The organism is Pseudomonas citronellolis (assembly GCF_029335315.1).
GTDB classification, from domain to species: Bacteria; Pseudomonadota; Gammaproteobacteria; order Pseudomonadales; family Pseudomonadaceae; genus Pseudomonas; species Pseudomonas citronellolis_A.
The window spans coordinates 18339-40284 of record NZ_JARJLT010000326.1 but is presented as its reverse complement, the minus strand read 5'-3'; the positions used below and the strand labels follow the sequence as shown (position 1 = coordinate 40284).

Annotated in this window: 19 protein-coding genes and 1 pseudogene; 2 read left to right on the top strand and 18 right to left on the bottom strand. The window is 67.5% G+C overall.

Going from position 1 to position 21946, the window contains the following annotated elements:
* Positions 1–47 precede the first annotated feature (47 nt).
* The 4 genes from choV to P3W75_RS24395 form a co-directional block, all read right to left on the bottom strand.
* Positions 48–1226, bottom strand: a complete 1179-nt coding sequence (choV, locus tag P3W75_RS24410) for a choline ABC transporter ATP-binding protein (protein WP_276229890.1) — start codon at positions 1224–1226, stop codon at positions 48–50.
* Between the two features lie 5 nt (positions 1227–1231).
* Positions 1232–2071, bottom strand: coding sequence for a choline ABC transporter permease subunit (gene choW / locus P3W75_RS24405; RefSeq protein ID WP_276229889.1), 840 nt, complete (start codon positions 2069–2071; stop codon positions 1232–1234).
* Positions 2072–2112: 41 nt separating this feature from the next.
* Positions 2113–3051 (bottom strand): choline ABC transporter substrate-binding protein, encoded by a 939-nt coding sequence (locus tag P3W75_RS24400; protein WP_276229888.1) that lies wholly within the window; start codon positions 3049–3051, stop codon positions 2113–2115.
* Positions 3052–3275: 224 nt separating this feature from the next.
* Entirely contained in the window at positions 3276–4190 is a 915-nt protein-coding gene (locus tag P3W75_RS24395) for a choline ABC transporter substrate-binding protein (protein WP_276229887.1), read from the bottom strand.
* 342 nt (positions 4191–4532) lie between these two features.
* Here P3W75_RS24395 and P3W75_RS24390 point away from each other — a divergent pair, with 342 nt between their 5' ends.
* On the top strand, positions 4533–5909 hold the full coding sequence (locus P3W75_RS24390) for an L-serine ammonia-lyase (protein WP_276229886.1): 1377 nt from the start codon (positions 4533–4535) through the stop codon (positions 5907–5909).
* Positions 5910–6285: 376 nt separating this feature from the next.
* Entirely contained in the window at positions 6286–7389 is a 1104-nt protein-coding gene (locus P3W75_RS24385; RefSeq protein WP_276229885.1) for a GlxA family transcriptional regulator, read from the top strand.
* Between the two features lie 238 nt (positions 7390–7627).
* Here the strand turns inward: P3W75_RS24385 and siaD are convergent, their stop codons facing one another.
* From siaD to P3W75_RS24315, 14 genes and pseudogenes are all read right to left on the bottom strand, one after another.
* On the bottom strand, positions 7628–8428 hold the full coding sequence (gene siaD / locus P3W75_RS24380; protein WP_276229884.1) for a biofilm regulation diguanylate cyclase SiaD: 801 nt from the start codon (positions 8426–8428) through the stop codon (positions 7628–7630).
* A gap of 4 nt (positions 8429–8432) precedes the next feature.
* A complete protein-coding gene (siaC, locus tag P3W75_RS24375) occupies positions 8433–8813 on the bottom strand; it encodes a biofilm regulation phosphoprotein SiaC (RefSeq protein WP_276229883.1) in 381 nt (126 codons plus the stop codon).
* Positions 8814–8838: 25 nt separating this feature from the next.
* Positions 8839–9381: a biofilm regulation protein kinase SiaB gene (gene siaB, locus P3W75_RS24370; protein ID WP_276229882.1), complete on the bottom strand. Its 543-nt coding sequence runs from the start codon at positions 9379–9381 to the stop codon at positions 8839–8841.
* 9 nt (positions 9382–9390) lie between these two features.
* On the bottom strand, positions 9391–11385 hold the full coding sequence (gene siaA, locus P3W75_RS24365; protein WP_276229881.1) for a biofilm regulation protein phosphatase SiaA: 1995 nt from the start codon (positions 11383–11385) through the stop codon (positions 9391–9393).
* 138 nt (positions 11386–11523) lie between these two features.
* Positions 11524–12570 carry a protein-glutamate methylesterase/protein-glutamine glutaminase gene (locus P3W75_RS24360; RefSeq protein WP_276229880.1) on the bottom strand — a complete coding sequence of 349 codons (1047 nt, stop codon included), beginning with the start codon at positions 12568–12570 and terminating at the stop codon, positions 11524–11526.
* A 13-nt stretch (positions 12571–12583) separates the two neighbouring features.
* Complete coding sequence (gene cheD / locus P3W75_RS24355) at positions 12584–13174, bottom strand: chemoreceptor glutamine deamidase CheD (protein WP_276229879.1); 591 nt, start codon at positions 13172–13174, stop codon at positions 12584–12586.
* Position 13175: 1 nt separating this feature from the next.
* Positions 13176–14018 (bottom strand): CheR family methyltransferase, encoded by an 843-nt coding sequence (locus tag P3W75_RS24350; protein WP_276229878.1) that lies wholly within the window; start codon positions 14016–14018, stop codon positions 13176–13178.
* A 134-nt stretch (positions 14019–14152) separates the two neighbouring features.
* Entirely contained in the window at positions 14153–16171 is a 2019-nt protein-coding gene (locus P3W75_RS24345; protein ID WP_276229877.1) for a methyl-accepting chemotaxis protein, read from the bottom strand.
* A gap of 51 nt (positions 16172–16222) precedes the next feature.
* On the bottom strand, positions 16223–16708 hold the full coding sequence (locus tag P3W75_RS24340) for a chemotaxis protein CheW (RefSeq protein ID WP_276229876.1): 486 nt from the start codon (positions 16706–16708) through the stop codon (positions 16223–16225).
* A complete protein-coding gene (locus P3W75_RS24335) occupies positions 16695–18521 on the bottom strand; it encodes a chemotaxis protein CheA (protein WP_276229875.1) in 1827 nt (608 codons plus the stop codon). Before P3W75_RS24335 ends, P3W75_RS24340 begins: the two co-directional genes overlap by 14 nt.
* A gap of 130 nt (positions 18522–18651) precedes the next feature.
* The gene (locus P3W75_RS24330; RefSeq protein WP_276229874.1) at positions 18652–19017 is read right to left on the bottom strand and encodes a response regulator; all 366 of its coding nucleotides are present in this window, start codon (positions 19015–19017) and stop codon (positions 18652–18654) included.
* Between the two features lie 189 nt (positions 19018–19206).
* Positions 19207–19833 (bottom strand): annotated as a pseudogene (locus P3W75_RS31975) (methyl-accepting chemotaxis protein); the annotation flags it as partial.
* A gap of 787 nt (positions 19834–20620) precedes the next feature.
* Entirely contained in the window at positions 20621–21271 is a 651-nt protein-coding gene (locus tag P3W75_RS24320) for an HAD family hydrolase (protein WP_276229872.1), read from the bottom strand.
* 56 nt (positions 21272–21327) lie between these two features.
* Positions 21328–21870, bottom strand: coding sequence for a gamma carbonic anhydrase family protein (locus tag P3W75_RS24315; protein WP_276229871.1), 543 nt, complete (start codon positions 21868–21870; stop codon positions 21328–21330).
* Positions 21871–21946: the final 76 nt, after the last annotated feature.

Genomic DNA, 21946 nt, shown 5'->3' with positions numbered 1-21946 from the left:
AACGAAAACGCCGGGCAATGCCCGGCGTTTGCGTGTCCTCGGCCCCGTCAGCCCAGGTTCTTGCCCAGCAGCGCGTGGTACAGCTCGCTGTCGCCGAGCACCCCGACCACGCGGTTCTGTTCCTGCAGCACCAGCTTGTGCCCGGTCTGGTAGCGGATCTGCAGCGCGTCGCGCATGCGGATGCTGACGTCCACCAGGGTCGGCTCGTGCTTGAGCTTCTCCACCGCGTCGCCCGGCCGCCATTGCTGCAGGTCGATGATGTTGCTGCCCTGCCGCGCGGTCTTCACCTGGTTGCCGTCGGTGAGGCCGATCCAGCAGTCGCGGCCCTGGTCGAAGCACACCTCGTCGGCCTGCCGGCGGCACTGGTCGAGGCCGCGCATCAGGCTCGAACCGCAGAGCACGTTGAGCGGGTTGGTGTGGGCGACGAAGGTGCGCACGTATTCGTCCGCAGGGCTCAGCACGATCTCCTCGGGCTTGCCGTGCTGGATGATCCGGCCGTCCTTCATGATCGCGATGCGGGTGCCGATCTTCAGCGCCTCGTCGAGGTCATGGCTGACGAACACGATGGTCTTGTGCAGCTTGCGCTGCAGCACCAGCAGTTCGTCCTGCAGCTGCTGGCGGATCAGCGGGTCGAGCGCCGAGAAGGGTTCGTCCATCAGCAGGATGTCGCCGTCCATGGCCAGCGCGCGGGCCAGGCCGACGCGTTGCTGCATGCCGCCGGAGAGCGAGTCCGGGCGTTTGTCGCGCCACTGCGTCAGGCCCACCAGTTCGAGCTTCTCGTCGATCACCTTCTTCCGCTCGTTGACCGGGCGGCCCTGCATTTCCAGGCCGAAGCCGATGTTCTCGGCCACGGTCAGCCAGGGCATCAGGGCGAACTTCTGGAAGACCATGGCGATGCGCTTGGTGCGCATGGTCTTCAGGGTCGCCGGCGAGCAGCTGGCGATGTCCACTTCCTGGCCTTCGTGCTCGATCAGCAGCTTGCCGCGGCTGACCCGGTTGAGGCCGTTGATGCAGCGCAGCAGGCTCGACTTGCCGGAGCCGGAGAGCCCCATCATCACGCAGATCTCGCCGCGGTTGACGTCCAGGCAGGCGTCCTCGACACCCAGCACCTGGCCGGTGCGCTTGAGGATTTCCTCGCGGCCCATGCCCTGGTCGAGCAGCTTGATGGCCTCCTTGGTGTGGGTGCCGAAGATCACATCCACGTGTTCGAAACGAATCGCTGACATAGTGCTTACCTCCCCCGCAGCGAGCGTTGCTTGCAAACCCGGTCGAGCAGGATGGCGAGCAGTACGATGGACAGCCCGGCTTCGAAGCCCAGGGAAATGTCCGCGGTGTTCAGCGCGTTGACCACCGGCTTGCCGAGGCCATCGGCGCCGACCAGCGCGGAGATCACCACCATCGACAGCGAGAGCATGATGCACTGGGTGATGCCGGCGCCGATGCTGGGCATGGCGTGCGGCAGTTCGATGCGCGTCAGCAGCTGCCAGCGCGAGCAGCCGAAGGCCTTGCCGGCGTCCATCAGTTCCGCCGGCACGTCCTGGATACCCAGGCAGGTCAGGCGGATGGGCGCGGCGATGGCGAAGATCACCGTGGAAATCAGGCCCGGCACCACACCCAGGCCGAACAGCGTCAGGGTGGGGATCAGGTAGACGAAGGTCGGCACCGTCTGCATCAGGTCGAGCAACGGCCGCAGCGCGGTGTAGAACCAGGGCTTGTGCGCCGCCACGATGCCCAGCGGGACACCGATGGCGACGCACACCAGGGTGGCGAAGATCACCTGGGCCAGGGTCTCCATGGTCTCCTGCCAATACCCCAGGTTGAGGATCAGCAACAGCGAGGCCAGGGCGAACAACGTCAGACCGATGCTGCGCTGGATGAAGTGCACCAGCCCCACGATGATCGCGGTGAGCAGCAGCGGGTGGAACCACAAGAGCCCCCCGGTGACGCCGTGGATGAGGAACTCGAGGACATCCGAGATCTTGTCGAAGACTGCCGAACCGTGGCGCGTCAGCCAATCGACGAAGGCGGCGATATGCTCGCCCAGGGGGATCTTGTGTTCAGTCAGAAACATAGTGCGGGCCCATCAAGCAGGGTGGAAGCAACCGGCCGCGGTCACTTGGCGAAAGCGACCTTGGCCGCGTCGAGCGCCGGCTTGCCGTCACGCGTGGTGACGCCTGCCAGCCAGGCATCCAGCAGTTCCGGGTGCTCCTTCAGCCAGGCCTTGGCGGCCTCCTCGGGCTTCTTGCCCCCGTTGAGCACCGCATCCATGAGCTTGTTCTCCATGTCCAGCGTGAAGCTCAGGTTGGTCAACAACTTGCCGACGTTCGGGCACTCCTGGGTGTAGCCCTTGCGCACGTTGGTGTAGATGGTCGCGCCGCCGTAGTTGGGGCCGAACACGTCGTCGCCGCCCTGCAGGTACTGCATCTTGAAGCGGGTGTTCATCGGGTGCGGTTCCCAGCCGAGGAACACGATCCACTGGTTGCGACGGTCGGCGCGGCCGACCTGGGACAGCATCCCGGCCTCGCTCGACTCCACCAGCTTGAACTTGCCGAGGTTGAACTGGTTCTTGTCGATCATCCCCTGGACCAGACGGTTGCCGTCGTTGCCCGGTTCGATGCCGTAGATCTTGCCATCGAGCTTGTCGGCGAACTTGACGATGTCGGCGAAGCTCTTCAGGCCACCGTCGTAAGCCGCCTGGGTGACCGCCAGGGTGTACTTGGCGCCCTCCAGGTTGGCCCGCACGGTCTCCACCGAGCCCTTGTCGGCGTAGGGTTTGATGTCGTTCGCCATGCTCGGCATCCAGTTGCCGAGGAAGACGTCGAGGTCCTTATTCTCCAGCGACTTGTAGGTCACCGGCACGGACAGCATGTTCACTTTGGTGGTGTAGCCAAGCGATTCCAGCACCTGGCGGGTGGTCGCGGTGGTCACGGTAATGTCGGTCCAGCCGACGTCCGAGAAGCGAACGGTGCCGCACGACTCAGGTTCAGCGGCCTGAACCACCAGCGGCGCACTCAGGGACACAGCCAGCAGCAAAGACTTGCAACCTTTCATGAGCGTACTCCTCTGCGGGGTGGGGCGATCTGCGTGGGTTTTTAGGTGGGGCCGCGGCGGGGTGCCACGGGCCCTTTCTTCGTCGATGCGGAACCGATCATGGAACAGGAAAAATCCGCCGCATACGGGGTGCGTCGCAACCAGTGCAGGCGAAGTCGCATTCAGCACCAGGGGTGTCGCATCCAGTTCCGCAGCCCTGTTCCGGCGCCTGCCAGAGCCCGTCCTCACTGCTGGACGACGGCCTTGGGTTCGGCCTGGGCGCGTGGTTGCACACCTTTGAGCCAGGCGTCGCGCACCTGCGGATTGGCCTGCAACCAGTCCTTGGCGGCCTGGCGCGGATTGCTCCGTTCATTGAGGACCGCATCCATCAGGTGGTTCTCCATGGCCAGGTCGAATTTCAGATTGCGCAGCAGCTGCGCGACGTTCGGGCACTCCTCAAGATAGCCGGCCCTGACGTTGGTGTAGACCGTGGCCCCGCCATAGTTCGGCCCGAAGTACTGGTCGCCGCCTTCCAGGTAGCGCATCTGCAGGCGGGTGTTCATCGGGTGCGGCTCCCAGCCGAGGAACACGATGGGCTGCTTGAGCACGCCGGCGCGCTTGACCGAGGCGAGCATGTCGCCCTCGCTGGACTCCACCAGCTGGAAGTCGCCGAGGCCGAAGGCCTTGTCGGCGATGATCTTCTTGATCAGCTGGTTACCGTCGTTGCCCGGCTCGATGCCGTAGATGCGCCCGCCCAGCTGCTCCTTGAACCTGGCGATGTCGGCGAAGCTCTTGAGGCCGGCGTCATAGGCGTACTGGGGCACCGCGAGGGTGTACTTGGCGCCTTCGAGGTTGGCGCCCACGGTCTGCACCTGGCCCTTGTCGGCGAACGGCTTGAGGTCGGCGGCCATGCTCGGCATCCAGTTGCCGAGGAACACGTCGATGCGCTTCTCGGCCATGGCCTTGTAGGTGTCGGGAACGGAGAGCCGGTCGACCTTGGTGTGGTAGCCCTGGTCGCTCAGCAGCAGGCGGGTGACGGCGGTGGTGACGGTGATGTCCGTCCAGCCGACGTCGGCGAAGCGGACCTGGGAGCAGGATTGCGGTTCTGCGGCCTGAGCCAGGCCGGAACAAAGAGCGGGTAACGCCAACAGCGACAACATAAAACACTTCATGAGGTCAGCCTCTAGCAATTACGGGAAGGGGTCAAGCGCGGGGTCGGGCGGGAACGGAGTGCCGTTCGTCGCCTGTGCATCATGAAACACCCCGCAACACGGGCCTGTCGACTGATTGACGTTGCCTATCGATAAAGTCCCATATCCGTATCTATTTGTCGCATTGGCGACATTTCCATCGACGTATTTTCGGCTGTCGCAGGCGACGGCGCTTTTGGATAAGGCCGAGTCGGTGCCGGACCCCGCCAGTGCCGGCGAAGGGTCGATCATGCCGGGCATCGGGAACGCCGCGGGCGTTCCGTCGCAGCGTCCTGTTTCGCGGAGTCCGGCATGGCAATCAGTGTGTTCGACCTGTTCAAGATCGGTATCGGCCCGTCCAGCTCGCATACCGTCGGCCCGATGCGCGCCGCCGCGCTGTTCGTCGGCGCCCTGCGCGAACGCCAGCTGCTGGAGCGCGTCGAGCGCGTCGAGGTGCGGCTCTACGGCTCGCTGTCGGCCACCGGCGTCGGCCACGGCACCGACCGCGCGGTGATCATGGGCCTGATGGGCGAATGGCCGGACCGCATCGACCCGACCCAGATCGCCCCGCGCATGGCCGCCCTGCTCGACAGCGGCGAGCTGCGCCTGGCCGGCGAGCGCGGCATCGCCTTCGACTGGGTGCGCGACATGCGCCTGCTCGACGAGAACCTGCCCTACCACCCCAACGCCATGCGCCTGGTGGCCTACGCGGGCGGCGCCGAACTCTACGCGGACACCTACTACTCCATCGGCGGCGGCTTCGTGGTCGACGCCGAGCAGGCCGCCTCCGGTTCCCTCGACCAGGACAGCACGCGCCTGCCCTACGACTTCGACAGCGCCGCCGAGCTGCTGCAGCTGTGCCGCCGGCACAACCTTCGGGTCTCCGAGCTGATGCTGGCCAACGAGCGCATGTGGCGCAGCGAAACCGACATCCGCGAAGGCCTGCTGCGCATCTGGCAGGCCATGCGCGACTGCGTGGACGCCGGCCTGCGCCAGGAAGGCATCCTCCCCGGCGGGCTCAACGTGCAGCGCCGCGCCGCGCGCCTGCACCGCAACCTGCTGGAGATCGGCAAGCCCAACGTGATCGGCTCGACCCTCAGCGCCATGGAGTGGGTCAACCTGTTCGCCCTGGCGGTGAACGAGGAAAACGCCGCCGGCGGGCGCATGGTCACCGCGCCCACCAACGGCGCGGCCGGCATCGTCCCGGCGGTGCTGCACTACTACATGCGCTTCAACCCCGACGCCAACGACCGCGACGTGGTGGACTTCTTCCTGGCCGCCGCCGCGGTGGGCATCCTGTGCAAGAAGAACGCCTCGATCTCCGGCGCCGAAGTGGGCTGCCAGGGCGAGGTCGGCTCGGCCTGCGCCATGGCCGCCGCCGGCCTGGCGGAGGTGCTCGGGGCCACCCCGGAACAGGTCGAGAACGCCGCCGAGATCGGCCTGGAGCACAACCTCGGGCTGACCTGCGACCCGGTCGGCGGGCTGGTCCAGGTGCCCTGCATCGAGCGCAACGCGATCGCCGCGGTGAAGGCCATCAACGCCGCGCAGATGGCCCTGCGCGGCGACGGCCAGCACTTCATCAGCCTCGACCAGGTGATCCGCACCATGCGCGACACCGGCGCCGACATGCACGACAAGTACAAGGAAACCTCGCGCGGGGGCCTGGCGGTCAGCAGCATCGAGTGCTGACCCGAAATCGCCCGGCGGAAGGCGCCGCTGCCACCTTTTGGCGCAGCGCCGTTCCGTCCGGGGGCCGCTCCGGCAAGCGTTACTTTCCGAACATGCCCGTCCGTCGCCAGGCCCCGGCGAGTGCTACCGAAATCCCCAGGGGCCACTAGCCATAGGCGTTAGCGACATTCCAGGTGTCGCATCCGGGGTTCCAAAAGCGCCGTAGGACGGTCGTTTCCTTTTTTTATTGAACGCACAATCAACATAGGCATGGCATTTGCCTTGCTCTTGCTCAAAGAGCGATCGCAGGTGACCGCGTGGTCACCCGAAGACCCAGAACAATCATAAGAAGGCTCTCCCGGGAGCCACCGTGTCCAGCGTGAGGAGATCGAGCATCATGAATGCTTTCAACCCCGGAGTTCCCCCGCAAAACCGAGCTCCGCAGTCCATCGGCTTCCTGCTGCTGGACAACTTCACCCTGATCTCCCTGGCCTCGGCGGTGGAACCGCTGCGCATGGCCAACCAGCTCTCCGGTCGCGAGCTGTACCGCTGGCACACCCTCAGTCTCGACGGCCGCCAGGTATGGGCCAGCGACGGCCTGCAGATCACCCCCGACGCCGGCGCCGACAGCGCCCCGGCGATGGACACGCTGATCGTGGTCGGCGGCGTCGCCATCCAGCGCAGCGTCACCCGCGAGCACGTCAGCTTCCTGCAGGCCCAGGCCCGCCTCGGCCGCCGCCTCGGAGCGGTGTGCACCGGCAGCTGGGCGCTGGCCCGCGCCGGCCTGCTCGACGGCTACGACTGCAGCGTGCACTGGGAATGCCTGGCGGCGATGCAGGAAGCCTTCCCGCGCGTGGCCATGAGCACCCGCCTGTTCTCCATCGACCGCAACCGCTACACCTCCTCCGGCGGCACCGCGCCGATGGACATGATGCTGCACCTGATCGGCCGCGAGCACGGCCGCGAGCTGTCGGCGGCGATCTCCGAGATGTTCATCTACGAGCGCATCCGCAACGAGCAGGACCACCAGCGCGTGCCGCTCAAGCACATGCTCGGCACCAATCAGCCGAAGCTGCAGGAAATCGTCGCGCTGATGGAAGCCAACCTCGAGGAGCCGATCGACCTCGACGAACTGGCGGTCTATGTCAACGTCTCGCGGCGCCAGCTCGAGCGGCTGTTCCAGAAGTACCTGCACTGCTCGCCGTCGCGCTACTACCTGAAGCTGCGCCTGATCCGCGCGCGCCAGCTGCTCAAGCAGACGTCCATGTCGATCATCGAAGTGGCCTCGGTGTGCGGCTTCGTTTCCACCCCGCACTTCTCCAAGTGCTACCGCGAATACTTCGGCATCCCGCCGCGCGACGAGCGCCAGGGCCAGCCGATCGGCCAGCCGGTGATGGTGATGCCGATCCCGCAGGACCTCGCGCTGATGCCGCACTCCTCGGCCATCTCGGCGTTGAGCCAGGCCCAGGGCGAGTCGACGTTCGCCAGCGTCAGGGTCTGACAGCACCCGCAGGAGCGCGCCATGCGCGCGATTCGCGAGCGTGGCCCGCTCCTACGGCGTTCCTGCGCGTGCCGCGGGCCTGATAACGCCGGGGGCTTTGGGGCATCGGTTGGCGCCATGACGTAGGGCGCATAACCGTTCGCGGTTATGCGCCGATGACTCTGGCGCGGAAGCTGACGGCGGATAACGCCCGAGGCGTTATTCGCCCTACGCCGCCGGACGCTTCGGGGGTAGCGGCTCACGCCTCGGCGGTATTGGGGTTGCTCACGCACTTGTCGCGGCCGCTGCGCTTGGCTTCCAGCAGCGCCGCGTCGGCGCGGCTGAGGGTTTGCGAGTAGCTTTCGCCCAGGCGGTATTCGGCGACGCCGAAGCTGGCGGTCACCGACAGCGCGTCGGTGCCCACGCGCACCGCCAACGAGCGGATGTCCTGGCGGACCCGGTCGATCACCTGGCTGGCGTCGGCCATCGAGGTTTCCGGCAGCAGCAGGAGGAACTCCTCGCCGCCCCAGCGCCCGCACAGGTCGTACTGACGCAGCGCGGCCTGCATGGTGCAGCCGATCTCCACCAGCACACGGTCGCCGACCTCGTGGCCCCAGGTGTCATTGACCTGCTTGAAGTGGTCGATGTCGAGGATCACCAACACGTACGCCTTGCCGTGGCGCTGGGCGCGCTCGCTCTCCTCGCGCAGCCGTTCCATCAGCAGGCGGCGGTTGCCGATGCCGGTCAGCGGGTCGTGGGTCGAGGCTTCCTTCAGCGCCACGTTGAGATCGCGCATCATGTCCTGGTAGCGGTCGGAGATGCGCGCGACCTTCTCCAGCTGGCGCAACTGCTTGTGGTAGCGCTCCGAGAGCGTGGAGTTCTGCGCCCGCGCCATCGACTGGAAGCCGTCGGATATCCGCGCGATGCGCTCCAGGCGGGCGAGCTGGTCCATGGACTGCTGGTGCTTGAGGAACAGCGCCTCGCGCAGCGGATGGTCGAGGTACTGCGGGTCGGCCAGCAGCTCTTCGATCAGCAGGTCCAGCTCGCGTTCGCTGTTCATGGCGTCACTCGTCGTACGGCTGGATGACGAAGGGGAAGGTGCAGTCCTCGCGGAACTCCTCGGCCAGCTCGGCGACGCGCTCGTTGCGTCGGTCGTAGTGCCAGCTCACCCGCGTCTCGCGGCCGTTCGCATGGGCCTCTTCGAGCAGGTCGAAGATGTCCATCATGGCCTTGATCGAACTGGTATTGAGGTATAGCAGACGCAGGTCGAGAACGAGCGGGCGCGACTCCTGGGCGAGGAAGCGCTCCACCCATTCGATCACCTGGCCGAAGAGTTCGTAGGAGTTCTCGGGATAGGAGTCGCCTTGCATGGCAAGGACGCCGGCCTGCCAGTCACAGTGGATCGACGGAGTGGACTGGGTGCCGCTGATGTGTAGGTCACTCATACCTTGGTATTCCTGAAACACGTGGTCAGATCACGGCGCGCAGGCTGAAGAAGGCGCGCCCATCGGGTTGTTCGGTAAGGGATGTCTGCAGCGGCGCGCTGGACTTGCGGGCGATGTCCAGCAGGCCGAGGCCGGCGCCGCTGCTGGCTTCCGAATCGCGCGGGCGACGCAGCTGCTCCTTGTAGGCGACCTTGAGCTGGGCCTTGTCGAGCCCGGCGATGCCTTCGATGCTGCGTACCAGCGAGCGTCCGTCCTCCAGCTCCACCAGGTTGCCGGCGGAGACCACGTAGTGGCCGTCGTCGTCGCGGGCGATGGCCACGGTGGCCGAGGCGTCCTGCTCGCCGTAGCCGCGCTGGGTGGCGTAGTGGCGGATGTTCTGGGTCATCTCGATGTACACGGCGAAGACGTCCATGGCCTCGCTGGGGTGCGCCTGCTCGGCCTGCATGTAGTTGCGCAGGGCATGGCCGATCTCCTCGATCAGGCTGCGCGAGATCGGGCCGTTGAAGCACAGCAGGATGCGTTGTCGGGTGTAGCTCTCACGCATGGCCAACAGGTCTAGTGTTTCCATGGCGTACTCCTACTCGAATCGGAAGGACAGAATGGTGATGTCGTCGCGCTGCGGCCGCTCGCCTTGATAGTCGGCCAGGGTAGCGGCAAATACGCGCGCCTGCTCGGCCAATGGCAAGCGTGAATGGCGCCTCAACAGTTCGGCGAAGCGGCTGTTGCCGAAACCGAAGCCGTGCTCGCCGCCCGCCTGGTCGAGGAAACCGTCGGTGCACAGGTAGAAGGTCCAGCCGGGCTCCAACGGCAGCTCGATATTCTCGTATTCGCCCTGGCGTTTGTCGCCGATGGCGCGGCGACCGCCCTTGAATTCGCGAACCTCGTCGCCGTTGCTGGCGAACAGCGAGATTTTCGCGCCGGCGAAATGCAGGCGCCGGCGACCGTGGTCCACCCGCACGAAGCCGGCGTCCATGTTGGTGGCCAGGGCCTGGGTCGCCTGTTCCTGGCCGATCATGCCGCGAATCACCTGGTCCGTCTCGCGCAGGATTGCCGCAGGGTCGTGGCCCTGCACGCTGTCGATGGCGTGGTCGATGGCGGCCAGCGCGAGCATGGTCATGAGCGCGCCGGGCACGCCGTGGCCGGCGCAGTCGACCACCCCGATCAGGCTGTCTTCGCCGCCCTCGCGATAGATGTAGAAGTCACCGCCAACCACGTCGCGCGGCTTCCACAGCACGAAGTGGTGCTGGCCGAGGGAGGACTGCAGCTGGCGATCGGGGAGGATGGCGCGCTGGATCAGGCTGGCGTAGTCGATGGAGTCGCCGATCTTCTTCTGCGCCGCGGCCATCTCGCGGTTGGCCTGTTCCAGCGCGTGGGTGCGCTGGAGCACCTTGTCCTCCAGGTCCTCGGTGTGCCGGCGGACCTGGTCGGCCATGCTGGCGAAGGCATCCGACAGCTCGCCGATCTCGTCACCGCGCGACTTCGGCAGCGGATTGTCGTACTGCCCGGCGGCGATCGCCTTGGCCGACTGGCGCAGGCCGCGCAGCGGCTTGAGCAGCAGCAGCTCGACGGTGTAGGCGAAGCCCAGCAGGAGCAGCGCCAGCAGGCCCAGCAGGGTGCCCACCAGCGGCCAGATCCAGCGGCTGTCGAGGACCTGCGCGGCGTGCAGGTCGACCGCGCTGAGCACGTGCCAGCGCAACTCGGGAATGTAGGCGGTGGCCAGCAACTGGCGCTTGCCGTCGAGGGTGCCCCAGAAGGTACGCACTTCGCCGGGGTTGGCCTGGGCGTCGTCGAGCACCTGGCGCAGGCCCTTGCGCTCTTCGTCATTGCCGAGCAGGTCGAAGATCTGGTGGCCGGCGTTGGCGCTGGTGCCGGCGCCGGAGCTCAGCGCGATCAGCGAGCGGTCCGGGTGCGCCTGGATGGCGCCGTCGGCGTCGACGATCATCGGCGTCACGCCAGCTTCGCGGCGCGAGATGAACTGGTCGAGGAAGGCGGTCAGGTCGAGCCCGCCGCCGGCCAGGCCGACCTTGCGGTTGCCGGCGATGACCTGGACGTTGAACCAGACCTTGGTGGCGCGCAGCTTGGCGTCGTAGTTGACGTTGATGTTGTACGGCTTGTCGCTGGCCATGGTCGCGAAGTACCAGGCGTCCTGCGGGTCTTCGCGACTCAGGGTGTAGCGCGGCGCGTTGGACAGCGGCGAGGTGGAGTCGTTGAAGTAGTAGTGCAGCGACGAGTCGACGATGACGAAGTAGGAATACTCGCCCTGGTCGCCGCGGTAGCCGTCGGCCTCGCGGAAGAAGCGCGTGCGGCGCTCCGAGTTGCTCTCCTCGAGCAACCAGTCCTGGGTCACCACCGATTCGGCCAGGCGTCGCGACAGCGACAGCTCGCGAATCACCGGGGCAAGGATCTTCTGCTGGTTGAGCAGGGTGAAATTCTTCGCGTAGGCCAGGCCGAAGTGCGTACGGATGTCCTCCATCGCCTTCCAGCCCAGCAACACTGCGGGAACCAACGCCAGAACGCAGGCCAACAACAGCGCTACTACCGATTTGCCGCGCAACCCCCAACGTGCCGCCATGGCTTTCCCCAGAAATCTCGTTCGCCGGACAAGTGTCGTTCCTTTGGCGAAAGCGCAATTGTGCAGGCGTGCCAGTTCACAGGCAACGCATATTAGTGGCTATATGCCATATTTTTGACGCCATTCGCACGGCGAAGTCTAGACGCGATTTCCCGCTCCGCTACGTCGAAGCTGCTGGAGCATGCAAGAAGCGATCTCGGCCAGCGGCAGTACGGTCTGCGCGGCGCCCAGTTCCACCGCCTCGCGGGGCATGCCGTAGACCACGCAGCTGTCCTGGTCCTGGGCCAGGGTGAAGCCGCCGGCCTGGCGGATGCCGAGCAGGCCGCGGGCGCCGTCCTTGCCCATGCCGGTGAGCAGCGCCGCCAGCAGGTTGCGCCCGGCGCAACGGGCCAGGGAGTCGAACATCACGTCCACCGCCGGGCGATGGCCGTTGACCGCCGGCTCGTGGCTCAGCCGCGCGACGTAGTTGGCGCCGCTGCGCTCGACCAGCAGGTGGTAGTCGCCGGGAGCGATGAGCACATGGCCGGGGAGGATGCGGTCGCCGTCGCGGGCCTCGGCGACGTTCAGCCGCGTCTGCCGGTTCAACCGCTCGGCGTAGGAGCGGGTGAAGCCCGGCGGCATATGCAGGGTGACCACGGTGCCGGGGCAGTCCGGCGGCAGGCCCATGAGCACTTCCTTGATCGCCTCGGTGCCGCCGGTGGAGGCGCCGATGGCGATCACCTTCTCGGTGCTCAGCAGCGGCCCCAGCGCGGCGCCCGCCGTGGCCGGCGCGCGGCGCTGGCCGACCCGCGCGCGGGCGGCGACCTTGAGCTTGGCGCGGATTTCCTCGGCGTACGCGTGCATGCCCTCGGCGATGCCCAGGCGCGGCTTGGCGACGAAGTCCACGGCGCCCAGTTCGAGGGCGCGCAGGGTCGCCTCCGAGCCTTTTTCGGTCAGCGAGGACACCATCAGCACCGGGGTCGGCCGGCCCTTCATCAGCTTGTCGAGGAAGGTCAGGCCGTCCATGCGCGGCATTTCCACGTCCAGGGTCAGCACGTCGGGGGCGTGCTGCTTGATCAGGTCGCGGGCGACGAAGGCGTCCGGCGCGCCACCGACCCACTGCAGCTCGGGGTCGGCCTGGATGATCTCCTTGAGCAGGCTGCGGATCAGCGCCGAGTCGTCGACCACCAGTACCTTCAGCGGCATGCCGCACCTCCTGTCAGAAGAGATCCACGCCGCCGTCGCGGGCGCGCCCGGAGAGCCGGCGGCGGTAGTCGCTCTCGCGCGCCAGCACGGTGTCGTTGTCCAGCACGTGCAGCTTGCGTAGCAGTACGCGGCCGCTGGCGGGGAAGAAGTAGAGCTTGCGCGGGTAGACGTCGAGCAGGTCGCTGGCCACCACCGGGATGCCCTCGGTGGCGAGGTAGCCGAGGACGAAATCGACGTTGCGCTGGCCGACGTCGGCGCTCAGCTGGCGCAGCACCGAGCCGCCGCCGAAGACCTTGGCCTGGAAGTGCCGGCGCTGGCCGCCCAGGCGCACCAGCTGGCTGATCAGCAGGTCCATGGCGTGCACGCCGTAGCGCGCCGAGCTGGACAGCAGGGCGTTGCCGCCGCCGTCGCCGGGCAGCATGAAGTGGTTCATCCCGCCCAGGCCGCCCTGGCTGTCGTACAGGCACACCGAGACACAGGAACCGAGCACGGTGACCAGCAGCAGCTCGTCGCGGGTGGCGAAGCATTCGCCGGGCAGCAGCTTGATCGCCTCGCAGCCGAAGCGCGGGTCCTGGTAGCGGTTGAGCTGCTGCGCCGCGGCCATATCAGGCGCCCACCGCCTGGTAGGTGCTGCGCCCCACCGGGCGCACCAGGTGGCCGGCGTGGACGAAGCTTTCCGAGTGCCCGGCGAAGAACAGCCCGCCGGGGCGCAGCAGGCGCACCATGCGTTCGAGCAGGCGGGTCTGGGTCGGCTTGTCGAAGTAGATCATCACGTTGCGGCAGAAGATCGCGTCCAGGTCGCCGGGCACGCCCCAGGCGCTGTCCAGCAGGTTGATCTGGCGGAACTCGATCAGCCGCCGCAGCTCCTCCACCACCCGCACCTTGCCGGCGTTGGCACCCTTGCCGCGCAGCAGGAAGCGCTGCTTCTGCGCCAGGCTCAGCGCGTCCACCCGGTCGAGCGGGTAGACGCCGCGCTCGGCGGTTTCCAGCACGCCGGTGTCGATGTCCGAGGCGAGGATGCGCACCGGCGCGTCGAAGCCCAGCGTCTCCACCAGGCTCATGGCCATGGAGTAGGGCTCCTCGCCGGTGCTCGAAGCCGCCGACCAGAAACGCAGCGGCCGGTGCCCGCGCGCCTGGCGCGCGGCCAGTTCGGCCAGGGCCTGGAAATGGTGGCGCTCGCGGAAGAAGGCGGTGAGGTTGGTGGTCAGCGCGTTGACGAACTGCTGCCACTCCTCGGCGTGCCCTTCCAGGTAGCCGAAGTACTCCGCGAAGCTGCGCAGCTGCAGGCTGCGCAGGCGCCGCGACAGACGGCTGTAGACCATCTGCTCCTTGCTCTCGGACAGGCTGATGCCGGTGCGCCCGTAGAGCAGCCGGCGCACCTGCTGGAAGTCGCGGCTGGTGTAGAGGAACTCGTGGCCGCCGGGAACCGGCAGGCTGATACCGCTCATGCTTGCTTACCTTTGCCAGGCCCGGACGGGGGAAAGGCACTGGGTCCCCGCATCCGCGGGGATGACACCGGGAACTCCGCGCCCGATCCCGTCACCCCCGCGAACGCGGGGGCCCAGCGACGTTCTCGCGCGCCTCAGAACTCCTCCCAGTCCTCGTCCTTCTTCGCCTTCGCCACCTTGGCCAGCCCGCGCGCGGCGCGCGATAGCGGTTGCGCGGCGGCGACCGGGATCGAACGCGGGGTCGGCAGCTGCACCACGCTGGCATGGCCGTCGAGCTTGAACACCGCCACCGACTGGTTGAGCATCCCGGCCTGCTCCTGCAGGGCCTCGGCCGAGGCCGCCGCCTCCTCCACCAGGGCGGCGTTCTGCTGGGTCATCTCGTCCATCTGCGACACCGCGCCGTTGACCTCCTCGATGCCGCTGCTCTGCTCGGCGCTGGCGGCGGCGATCTCGGCCATGATGTCGGTCACCCGCTTGATCGCCACCACGATGTCGCTCATGGTCTGGCCGGCCTGGGCCACCAGGGTGTTGCCGCTCTCGACCTTGTCCACCGAGTCGCTGATCAGCGTCTTGATCTCCTTGGCCGCCGCCGCCGAACGCTGCGCCAGGGTGCGCACCTCGCCGGCCACCACGGCGAAGCCGCGGCCCTGCTCGCCGGCCCGCGCGGCTTCCACCGCGGCGTTGAGGGCGAGGATGTTGGTCTGGAAGGCGATGCCGTCGATGACCCCGATGATGTCGGCGATCTTGCGCGCCGAGTCGTTGATCGCCGACATGGTGCCGACCACCTTCTGCACCACGTTGCCACCCTCGGTGGCCACTTCCGAGGCGTTCACCGCCAGCGAGTTGGCCTGCCGCGCGTTCTCCGCGTTGAGCTTCACGGTGCTGGTCAGCTCCTCCATGCTCGACGCGGTTTCCTCCAGGCTGGAAGCCTGCTGCTCGGTGCGGGTGGACAGCTCGGCGTTGCCGCTGGCGATCTCGCTGGCGGCGGTGCCGATGGTGTCGGCCGCCTCGCGGATCTGCCCGAGCATGCGCGAGAGGCTCTGCGCGGTGTCGTTGGCATAGTCCTTGAGCTCGCCGAAGGTGCCCTGGTAGTCGGCCTCGATGCGCTGGGTGAGGTCGCCCTGGGCCAGCGCCGCGAGCATCCGCGAGACGTCCTTGAGGCCCTTGTCGGCGGTGTCCACCAGCGTGTTCAGGCCGCTGGCCAGCTTGAGGAAGAAGCCTTCCTTGTTGTCCGCCTCGATGCGCTTGCTGAAGTCACCGGCGGCGGCGGCCTCGACCAGCTGCGAGACTTCCTGTTCGGCGCGGTACTCCTCGGTACGGTCGGTCCATTGCACCGCCGAGCCCAGGCGCTGGCCGGCGTCGTTGAACACCGGCACCACGTCCAGGGCGAAACGCCGCCCGCCGAGATTCAGCTCGGCTTTGTGCGGCGCCGTGAGGTGCGCCAGCATGGTGCGCTGGTGCGCCGGGTTCTTGTGGAACACGTCGATGTTGGCGCCCATCAGCTTGCCGGCGTTGAAGTTCGGCAGCTGCTTGCGGATGTCCGCCTCGGCGCGGCCGAGCATCTCGCTGACGGTGCGGTTCATGTAGATGATGTCGAGGTCGTTGTCGGCGATCATCACGTTGGCCGAGACGTTGTCCAGCGCGCTCTTGATCCGCGCGTTGTAGTCGGCGGCGCTGGCCGCGGCCTTGAGCGCGTCGCGTACGCCGTCGATGGCCTCGGTGATCTGCGCCTTCTTGCCCGGCAGGCGGTCCATGTCGACGCTGAAGTCGCCGCGCCCGTAGGCGGTGACCGTGGCCACCACGCGCATCTTCACGGCGATGTGCGCGGCCACCAGTTCGTTGATGCCCTGGGCGATGCGCGCCGGGCGGCCATCGAACCTGGCCACCGGGATCACCTCGTCGATCCAGCCGGCCTCGTGCTGGCGGGTCATCTCCGCCAGGCCGGCTTCCAGGGCCTGCACCTGCTCGACCTCGGCGCGCTGCTGGCGGAGCGCCTTCTGTACGTCGCGCAGGCCTTCGTAGAGGCGCTCGTAGCCGGGCGCCGGGGCGTCGCCGATGGCGGCGTCGAGGCGCCCCTCGGCCAGCGACTGGAGTACGGCGGTGATACGGTCGGCGCGCTGCTGCGCCACGGCGTGTGCGTTGAACAGTCCCATTCTCTCGTCCCCTGCGCTTCAGGCTGCGTCAGTTGTTGGCGTGGCCGCGGTTCAGGCCGCGGCTTCGTCGACCAGCGCCATTTCGCGGCTGGTCATGAGTTTCTCGATGTCCACCAGGATCAGCATGCGTTCGCCGGCCGTGGCCAGGCCCAGCAGGTACTCGCTGTCGAAGCTGGAGCCGAACTCCGGCGGCGGCTTGATCTCCTCGCCGCCCAGGGCGATGACGTCGGACACCGAGTCGACCACCGCGCCGACGATGCGCCGGCCGACGTTGAGGATGATGACCACGGTGAACTGGTCGTAGCCGACATCGGCCAGGTTGAACTTGATGCGCAGGTCGACGATCGGCACGATCGCCCCGCGCAGGTTGATCACGCCCTTGATGAAGGCCGGGGCGTTGGCGATCGCGGTGACCTGGTCGTAGCCGCGGATTTCCTGGACGCGGAGGATGTCGATGGCGTACTCCTCGCGGCCCAGGGTGAAGGTCAGGTACTCCTGGGCCAGGCCGCCGGCCGGGCTCGCTTCAGGACTGTTCATGCAGGCGTTCTCCGTGCGCCGCCAGGCGCGGCAGGGCATCGACATCGAGGATCAGGGCGACGCTGCCGTCGCCCATGATGGTGGCGCCGGCGATCCCGTCGATCCGGCGGAAGTTCTGTTCCAGGCTCTTGATCACCACCTGCTGCTGGCCGACCAGCTCGTCCACCTGCAGGGCGAAGCTGCGCCCCTCGGATTCGAGGATGACGACGATCGCGCGCTCGGGTGGCAGCGGCTCGCCGGCCACACCCAGCAGGGCGTGCAGGGAAAACAGCGGCAGGTACTCGCCGCGCACGCGGATCACCGCCGCCTCGTCGCCGGCCATGCCGCGCACGTCGTCGGCGCGGGCCTGCAGCGATTCGACGATGTAGGTCAGCGGGATCACGTAGTTGACCCGCGCCACCGAGACGATCAGGCCGTCGAGGATCGCCAGGGTCAGCGGCAGGCGGATGCTCATGCGGGTGCCGACGCCCTGCGCCGAGTCGATGTCGATACGCCCGCCCATGGCCTGGATGTTGCGCCGCACCACGTCCATGCCGACGCCGCGCCCGGACAGCTCGGTGACCGCCTCGGCGGTGGAGAAGCCGGGCAGGAAGACCAGCTGCCAGACCTCGGCGTCGCTCATCCCCTCGTGGGCCGCCAGGCCCTGTTCGCGGGCCTTGGCCAGGATGCGCTCGCGGGACAGGCCGCGACCGTCATCGGAGATTTCCACCACGATGCTGCCGCCCTGGTGGCTGGCGGCGAGCTTCACCGTGCCGCTGGCCGGCTTGCCGGCGGCCAGGCGCTCGGCGGGGAGCTCGATGCCGTGGTCGATGCTGTTGCGCACGATGTGCGTGAGCGGGTCGCTGAGCTTCTCGATGACGCTCTTGTCCAGCTCGGTGTGCTCGCCGTGCAGCAGCAACTCCACCTGTTTGCCCAGGCGCTGCGAGGTGTCGCGCACCAGGCGCGGGAAGCGGCTGAAGATGAAGCTGATCGGCAGCATGCGGATCGACATCACCGATTCCTGCAGGTCACGGGTGTTGTGTTCGAGCTGCGCCAGCGCCTGCTGCAGGCGCTCGTAGCGGCCGGGGTCGAGTTCCTCGCTGAGCTGGCCGAGCATGGCCTGGGTGATCACCAGCTCGCCCACCAGGTTGATCAGGCTGTCGATCTTCTCGACGCTGACCCGGATCGAGCTGGATTCGCTCTCGCCACGCGGCGCCGGCGCGGCCTTGGCCGGCTCGGGCGCGACGACCGGCGCCAGCGCCACGGCCCGGGGCGCGCCGGGGGCGTCGTCGAACAGGCCGAAGGGCTCGGCGGCCACGGCCTCGCCCGGCACACCCGGGGCGTCATCGAAGAAACCGAAATCGTCGTCGCCGGCGGCCTCGACCGGGACCGCCGACAGCGCCTCGTCGAACCGCCCGAAGCTGTCGTCCGCCGCCTCCACGGCCGGCTCCCGCAGCCAGGCGCGCAGGCGCTCGACGGTGTCCTGCACCGGCAGGCTCGGGTCCGGGCGCTGCTCGCGCTGCACGTCGAGCAGGCGCTGCAGCAGGTCGCGGGTTTCAAGGAACAGCGAGATCATCTCCGCCCGTGGCGCCATCTGCCCGCAGCGGATGCGGTCGAGCAGGGTCTCCAGCTCGTGGGTCACGGCGGTGATGTCGTCGAAGCCGAACATGCCGCTGGAACCCTTGATCGAGTGGGCGGCGCGGAAGATGCCGTTGAGCGCCTCGGCGTCCGGCTCGTCCAGGTCCAGGCCGATCAGCAGCAGCTCCAGGCTGGCCAGGTGCTCGTCGGTTTCCTCGAAGAACACCTGGAGGAACTGGCTCATGTCCGGGTTCATGGCGTGTCTCCCGCCCGGCCAGGCCACGGCTTCGCTACTGCGCAGGACTTGCTCATCTGCCTCTCCCGTGGGCCGCGCGCGGGCACGGCCATGCCCCGCCGGGCGAAGCCGGCGGGCTGTCGATGGGGTATCAGGGAAGAACCTTGCGGGTGACTTCCAGCAACTTCGGCGGGTCGAACGGCTTCACCAGCCAGCCGGTGGCGCCGGCGCTGCGGCCCTGCTGCTTCATGGCGTCGCTGGACTCGGTGGTGAGCATGAGGATCGGCACGCTGCGGTAGCCGCCCATGTCGCGCAGGCTGCGGATCAGCGACAGGCCGTCCATGTTCGGCATGTTCTGGTCGGTGAACACCAGCTGGTAGGCCTTGCGTTGCGCCTTGCCCAGGCCATCCTTGCCATCCACCGCCTCATCCACGTCGTAGCCGGCCGACTTCAGCGTGAAGCTGAGCATCTGGCGGATCGAGGCGGAGTCATCGACTATCAGAATCTGCTTGCCCATCGGGAGCCTCCTGTTGGCTGCCACGCGCTGCCGAATCGTTCGGCGCCCATCCTGGCACGGCGCGCACCCTGCGCACCGGCTACTGGCCTATCGCCAGTTAAGTAAAATCCCTGTCTCGCGGTTGTCCAATCGCTGACGTCAGCAATTCGTCGGCCCGCGCCTGCCGATCATCCGTATCACCCGAAAGGGTCAGAACAATTCCACGGAGCCGGCGCTGACGCTGGTCTGCGCCACCGGGTTGGCCAGCGGCCGGCCCAGCTCCTGGGTCTGCGCCTCGACCTGCCCGCGCCACTCCTGCGGCGCGCGTCCGGCCAGCGCGCCGAGCCCGGCGGCGAGGCCGCCCAGGCGCGCGCAGTGCTTGCCGATCTGCCCCAGCAGCTGGCTGCTGAGGTCCTGGAACTGCAACGCGGTCACCGCCGAATCGACGCCCTGGCCGACCTCGACGGAGATACGATCCAGCTCGTGGACGACCTTCAGCGTGTGGCTGTTCATCGACTCCAGGTCGTCGAGCATGTGCTGCACCTTCTGCCGCGAATCCAGGGCGAAGGAGGTGTCCTTCTCGGCCAGCTGGGCGATGGCGCCTTCGGCGTCCTTGATCTCCCGGTAGACCACGTCGACGTGCTGGCGGATGGCTTCGGAGAAGTGCGTCGAGCGGGTCGACAGCGCGCGCACCTCGTCGGCCACCACGGCGAAGCCGCGCCCGCTCTCGCCGGCCCGCGCGGCCTCGATCGCGGCGTTCAGGGCCAGCAGGTTGGTCTGCTTGGCGATGGCGTCCATGTCCTGGGTCGACTGCAGGATCTCGCTGATCTTGTCGGTCACCCGCTGCATGCGCTCGGCGAGCAGCTGCGAGGTGCGGCTGGTCTCCAGGGTCGCCTCGACGAACAGGCCGAGGGTGGTCTGGGTGGCGTGGATGAATTCCTGGAAGTTGATCGCGTCGTCCACCCGGCCGCGGCCGTCGTAGCGCTCGATCAGCGAATGGGACAGGCCGCGCTGGGTGTCGATGCGCTCGGCCAGGCCATGGAAACTGTCGGTGAGGCGGGTGATGGCCTGCTGGAGGATGCCGTCGACCTGCTCGGCGTGGCCGCCGATGGCGTCCAGATGGCGCTGGGTGGCGTCCTGCAGACCGCTCCAGCGCGGCTGGTCGTGGCCTTCCAGGCTGGCGGACTGCGCCGCGCCGGCCGCCGCCGGGGTCGCCAGCAACCAGGCCCCCAGGCCCAGGCAGGCGAGCCAACCGAGGCCCAGCGCCAACCACGGGGCAAGGCCCAGCCAAGCCAGCGCGGCGGCCACCAGCCAGGGCGTGGAAAGCAGCGCCAGGCTCAGCGGCAGGGGCCGCGCCGAAGCAGAAGGAACACCGGATTGAAACTGTTGTTCGCGCATGCCGCACTCCGCTGCTGACGCCGCCATCCGTACCTGGAAAGTCCATCGGCGGCCTGAAGGAAAGCTAAAACAGGAGCATGCGATGTCAATATGACATTAGACGCCAATGCGCAAAAGACAAATCGTTGAAATGTCAGGGCTTAGCCGCGCGGATGGCAGCCGGCGGCAGGCATTCGGCCCGACGGAAGGTCGCACGGAATGCCCTTTCGGCAGAGTCCTACAGCCCTCAGGCCGCGCCGAACGCGGCCCGCAGCTCGCCCAGGGTGGCGAAGTAATGCGTCGGATTCTCGGCCAGCAGCTCCTCGCGGCTGCCGAAACCATAACCCACCCCGGCGCTGCTCAGGCCGTTGCGCTGGGCGCCGATCAGGTCGTGCTTGCGGTCGCCGATCATCAGCGTCTGCGCCGGCTCCAGGCCTTCCAGGCGCAGCAGGTGCTCGATCAGCTCGACCTTGTTGGTGCGGGTGCCATCCAGCTCGCTGCCGTAGATCACCTTGAAGTGCCGGGCGAAGTCGAAGTGCCGGGCGATCTCGGCGGCGAACACCGTCGGCTTGCTGGTGGCGATGTACAGCGTGCGGCCCTGCCCGCCGAGCAGCGCGAGCAGCTCGCCGACACCGTCGAACACCCGGTTCTCGTACAGCCCGGTGTCCTTGAAGCGCACCCGGTAGTGGTTCACCGCCTCCCAGGCGCGCGCCTCGTCGAAGCCGTAGCTGCTCATGAAGCACTGCAGCAGCGGCGGGCCGATGAAGTGCTCGAGCTGGCGCAGGTCCGGCTCGTCGATGCCGAGCTGGGCCAGCGCGTACTGGATCGAACGGGTGATGCCCTCGCGCGGGTCGGTGAGGGTGCCGTCGAGGTCGAAGAGGATGTTCTGGTAATGCATGGTGATCTGGCTCTGGCTGCGCCCGGCGCGGGGCCGGCGAAAAACGATGGCTGATTCTACGCCGTGTAGCCCTCGGCGATGTGCTGGTCCTTGAGCTTCACGTAGTTGCCGGCGGTGTAGGCGAAGAACGCGCGCTCCTTGTCGGTCAGCGGCCGGGCCTTCTTCGCCGGGCTGCCGACGTAGAGGAAGCCGCTCTCCAGCACCTTGCCCGGTGGCACCAGGCTGCCGGCGCCGAGGATCACTTCGTCCTCGATCACCGCGCCGTCCATGACGATGCAGCCCATGCCCACCAGCACCCGGTTGCCCACCGTGCAGCCGTGCAGCAGCACCTTGTGGCCGACGGTCACTTCGTCGCCGATGGTCAGCGGGAAGCCATCCGGGTTGAACGGGCCGGCGTGGGTGATGTGCAGCACGCTGCCGTCCTGGATGCTGGTACGGCTGCCGATGCGGATGCGGTGCATGTCGCCGCGGATGGTCACCAGCGGCCACACCGAGCTGTCGGCGCCGAGTTCGATGTCGCCGATGAGCACGGCGCTGGGGTCGACGAAGACGCGTTCGCCGAGCGATGGCGTTTTGCCCTGATACGTACGTATGGCCACGATAGCTTCCTTCAGGCTGCGGATGACGCCGATTGTATTTAAGATGGCCGGGTGTTTCCTCAGCCAAGGTTGCCAC

Excerpts from the sequence above, each read along its gene's own strand:
- siaC (WP_276229883.1), bottom strand. The coding sequence starts at position 8,813 with ATGAGTGACCTACACATCAGCGGCACCCAGTCCACTCCGTCGATCCAC.
- choV (WP_276229890.1), bottom strand. The coding sequence starts at position 1,226 with ATGTCAGCGATTCGTTTCGAACACGTGGATGTGATCTTCGGCACCCAC.
- siaB (WP_276229882.1), bottom strand. The coding sequence starts at position 9,381 with ATGGAAACACTAGACCTGTTGGCCATGCGTGAGAGCTACACCCGACAA.
- P3W75_RS24385 (WP_276229885.1), top strand. The coding sequence starts at position 6,286 with ATGAATGCTTTCAACCCCGGAGTTCCCCCGCAAAACCGAGCTCCGCAG.
- P3W75_RS24335 (WP_276229875.1), bottom strand. The coding sequence starts at position 18,521 with ATGAACCCGGACATGAGCCAGTTCCTCCAGGTGTTCTTCGAGGAAACC.
- P3W75_RS24350 (WP_276229878.1), bottom strand. The coding sequence starts at position 14,018 with ATGAGCGGTATCAGCCTGCCGGTTCCCGGCGGCCACGAGTTCCTCTAC.
- P3W75_RS24340 (WP_276229876.1), bottom strand. The coding sequence starts at position 16,708 with ATGAACAGTCCTGAAGCGAGCCCGGCCGGCGGCCTGGCCCAGGAGTAC.
- P3W75_RS24320 (WP_276229872.1), bottom strand. The coding sequence starts at position 21,271 with ATGCATTACCAGAACATCCTCTTCGACCTCGACGGCACCCTCACCGAC.
- siaA (WP_276229881.1), bottom strand. The coding sequence starts at position 11,385 with ATGGCGGCACGTTGGGGGTTGCGCGGCAAATCGGTAGTAGCGCTGTTG.
- P3W75_RS24345 (WP_276229877.1), bottom strand. The coding sequence starts at position 16,171 with ATGGGACTGTTCAACGCACACGCCGTGGCGCAGCAGCGCGCCGACCGT.
- P3W75_RS24390 (WP_276229886.1), top strand. The coding sequence starts at position 4,533 with ATGGCAATCAGTGTGTTCGACCTGTTCAAGATCGGTATCGGCCCGTCC.
- P3W75_RS24330 (WP_276229874.1), bottom strand. The coding sequence starts at position 19,017 with ATGGGCAAGCAGATTCTGATAGTCGATGACTCCGCCTCGATCCGCCAG.
- siaD (WP_276229884.1), bottom strand. The coding sequence starts at position 8,428 with ATGAACAGCGAACGCGAGCTGGACCTGCTGATCGAAGAGCTGCTGGCC.
- cheD (WP_276229879.1), bottom strand. The coding sequence starts at position 13,174 with ATGGCCGCGGCGCAGCAGCTCAACCGCTACCAGGACCCGCGCTTCGGC.
- choW (WP_276229889.1), bottom strand. The coding sequence starts at position 2,071 with ATGTTTCTGACTGAACACAAGATCCCCCTGGGCGAGCATATCGCCGCC.
- P3W75_RS24360 (WP_276229880.1), bottom strand. The coding sequence starts at position 12,570 with ATGCCGCTGAAGGTACTGGTGGTCGACGACTCGGCGCTGATCCGCAGC.
- P3W75_RS24400 (WP_276229888.1), bottom strand. The coding sequence starts at position 3,051 with ATGAAAGGTTGCAAGTCTTTGCTGCTGGCTGTGTCCCTGAGTGCGCCG.
- P3W75_RS24395 (WP_276229887.1), bottom strand. The coding sequence starts at position 4,190 with ATGTTGTCGCTGTTGGCGTTACCCGCTCTTTGTTCCGGCCTGGCTCAG.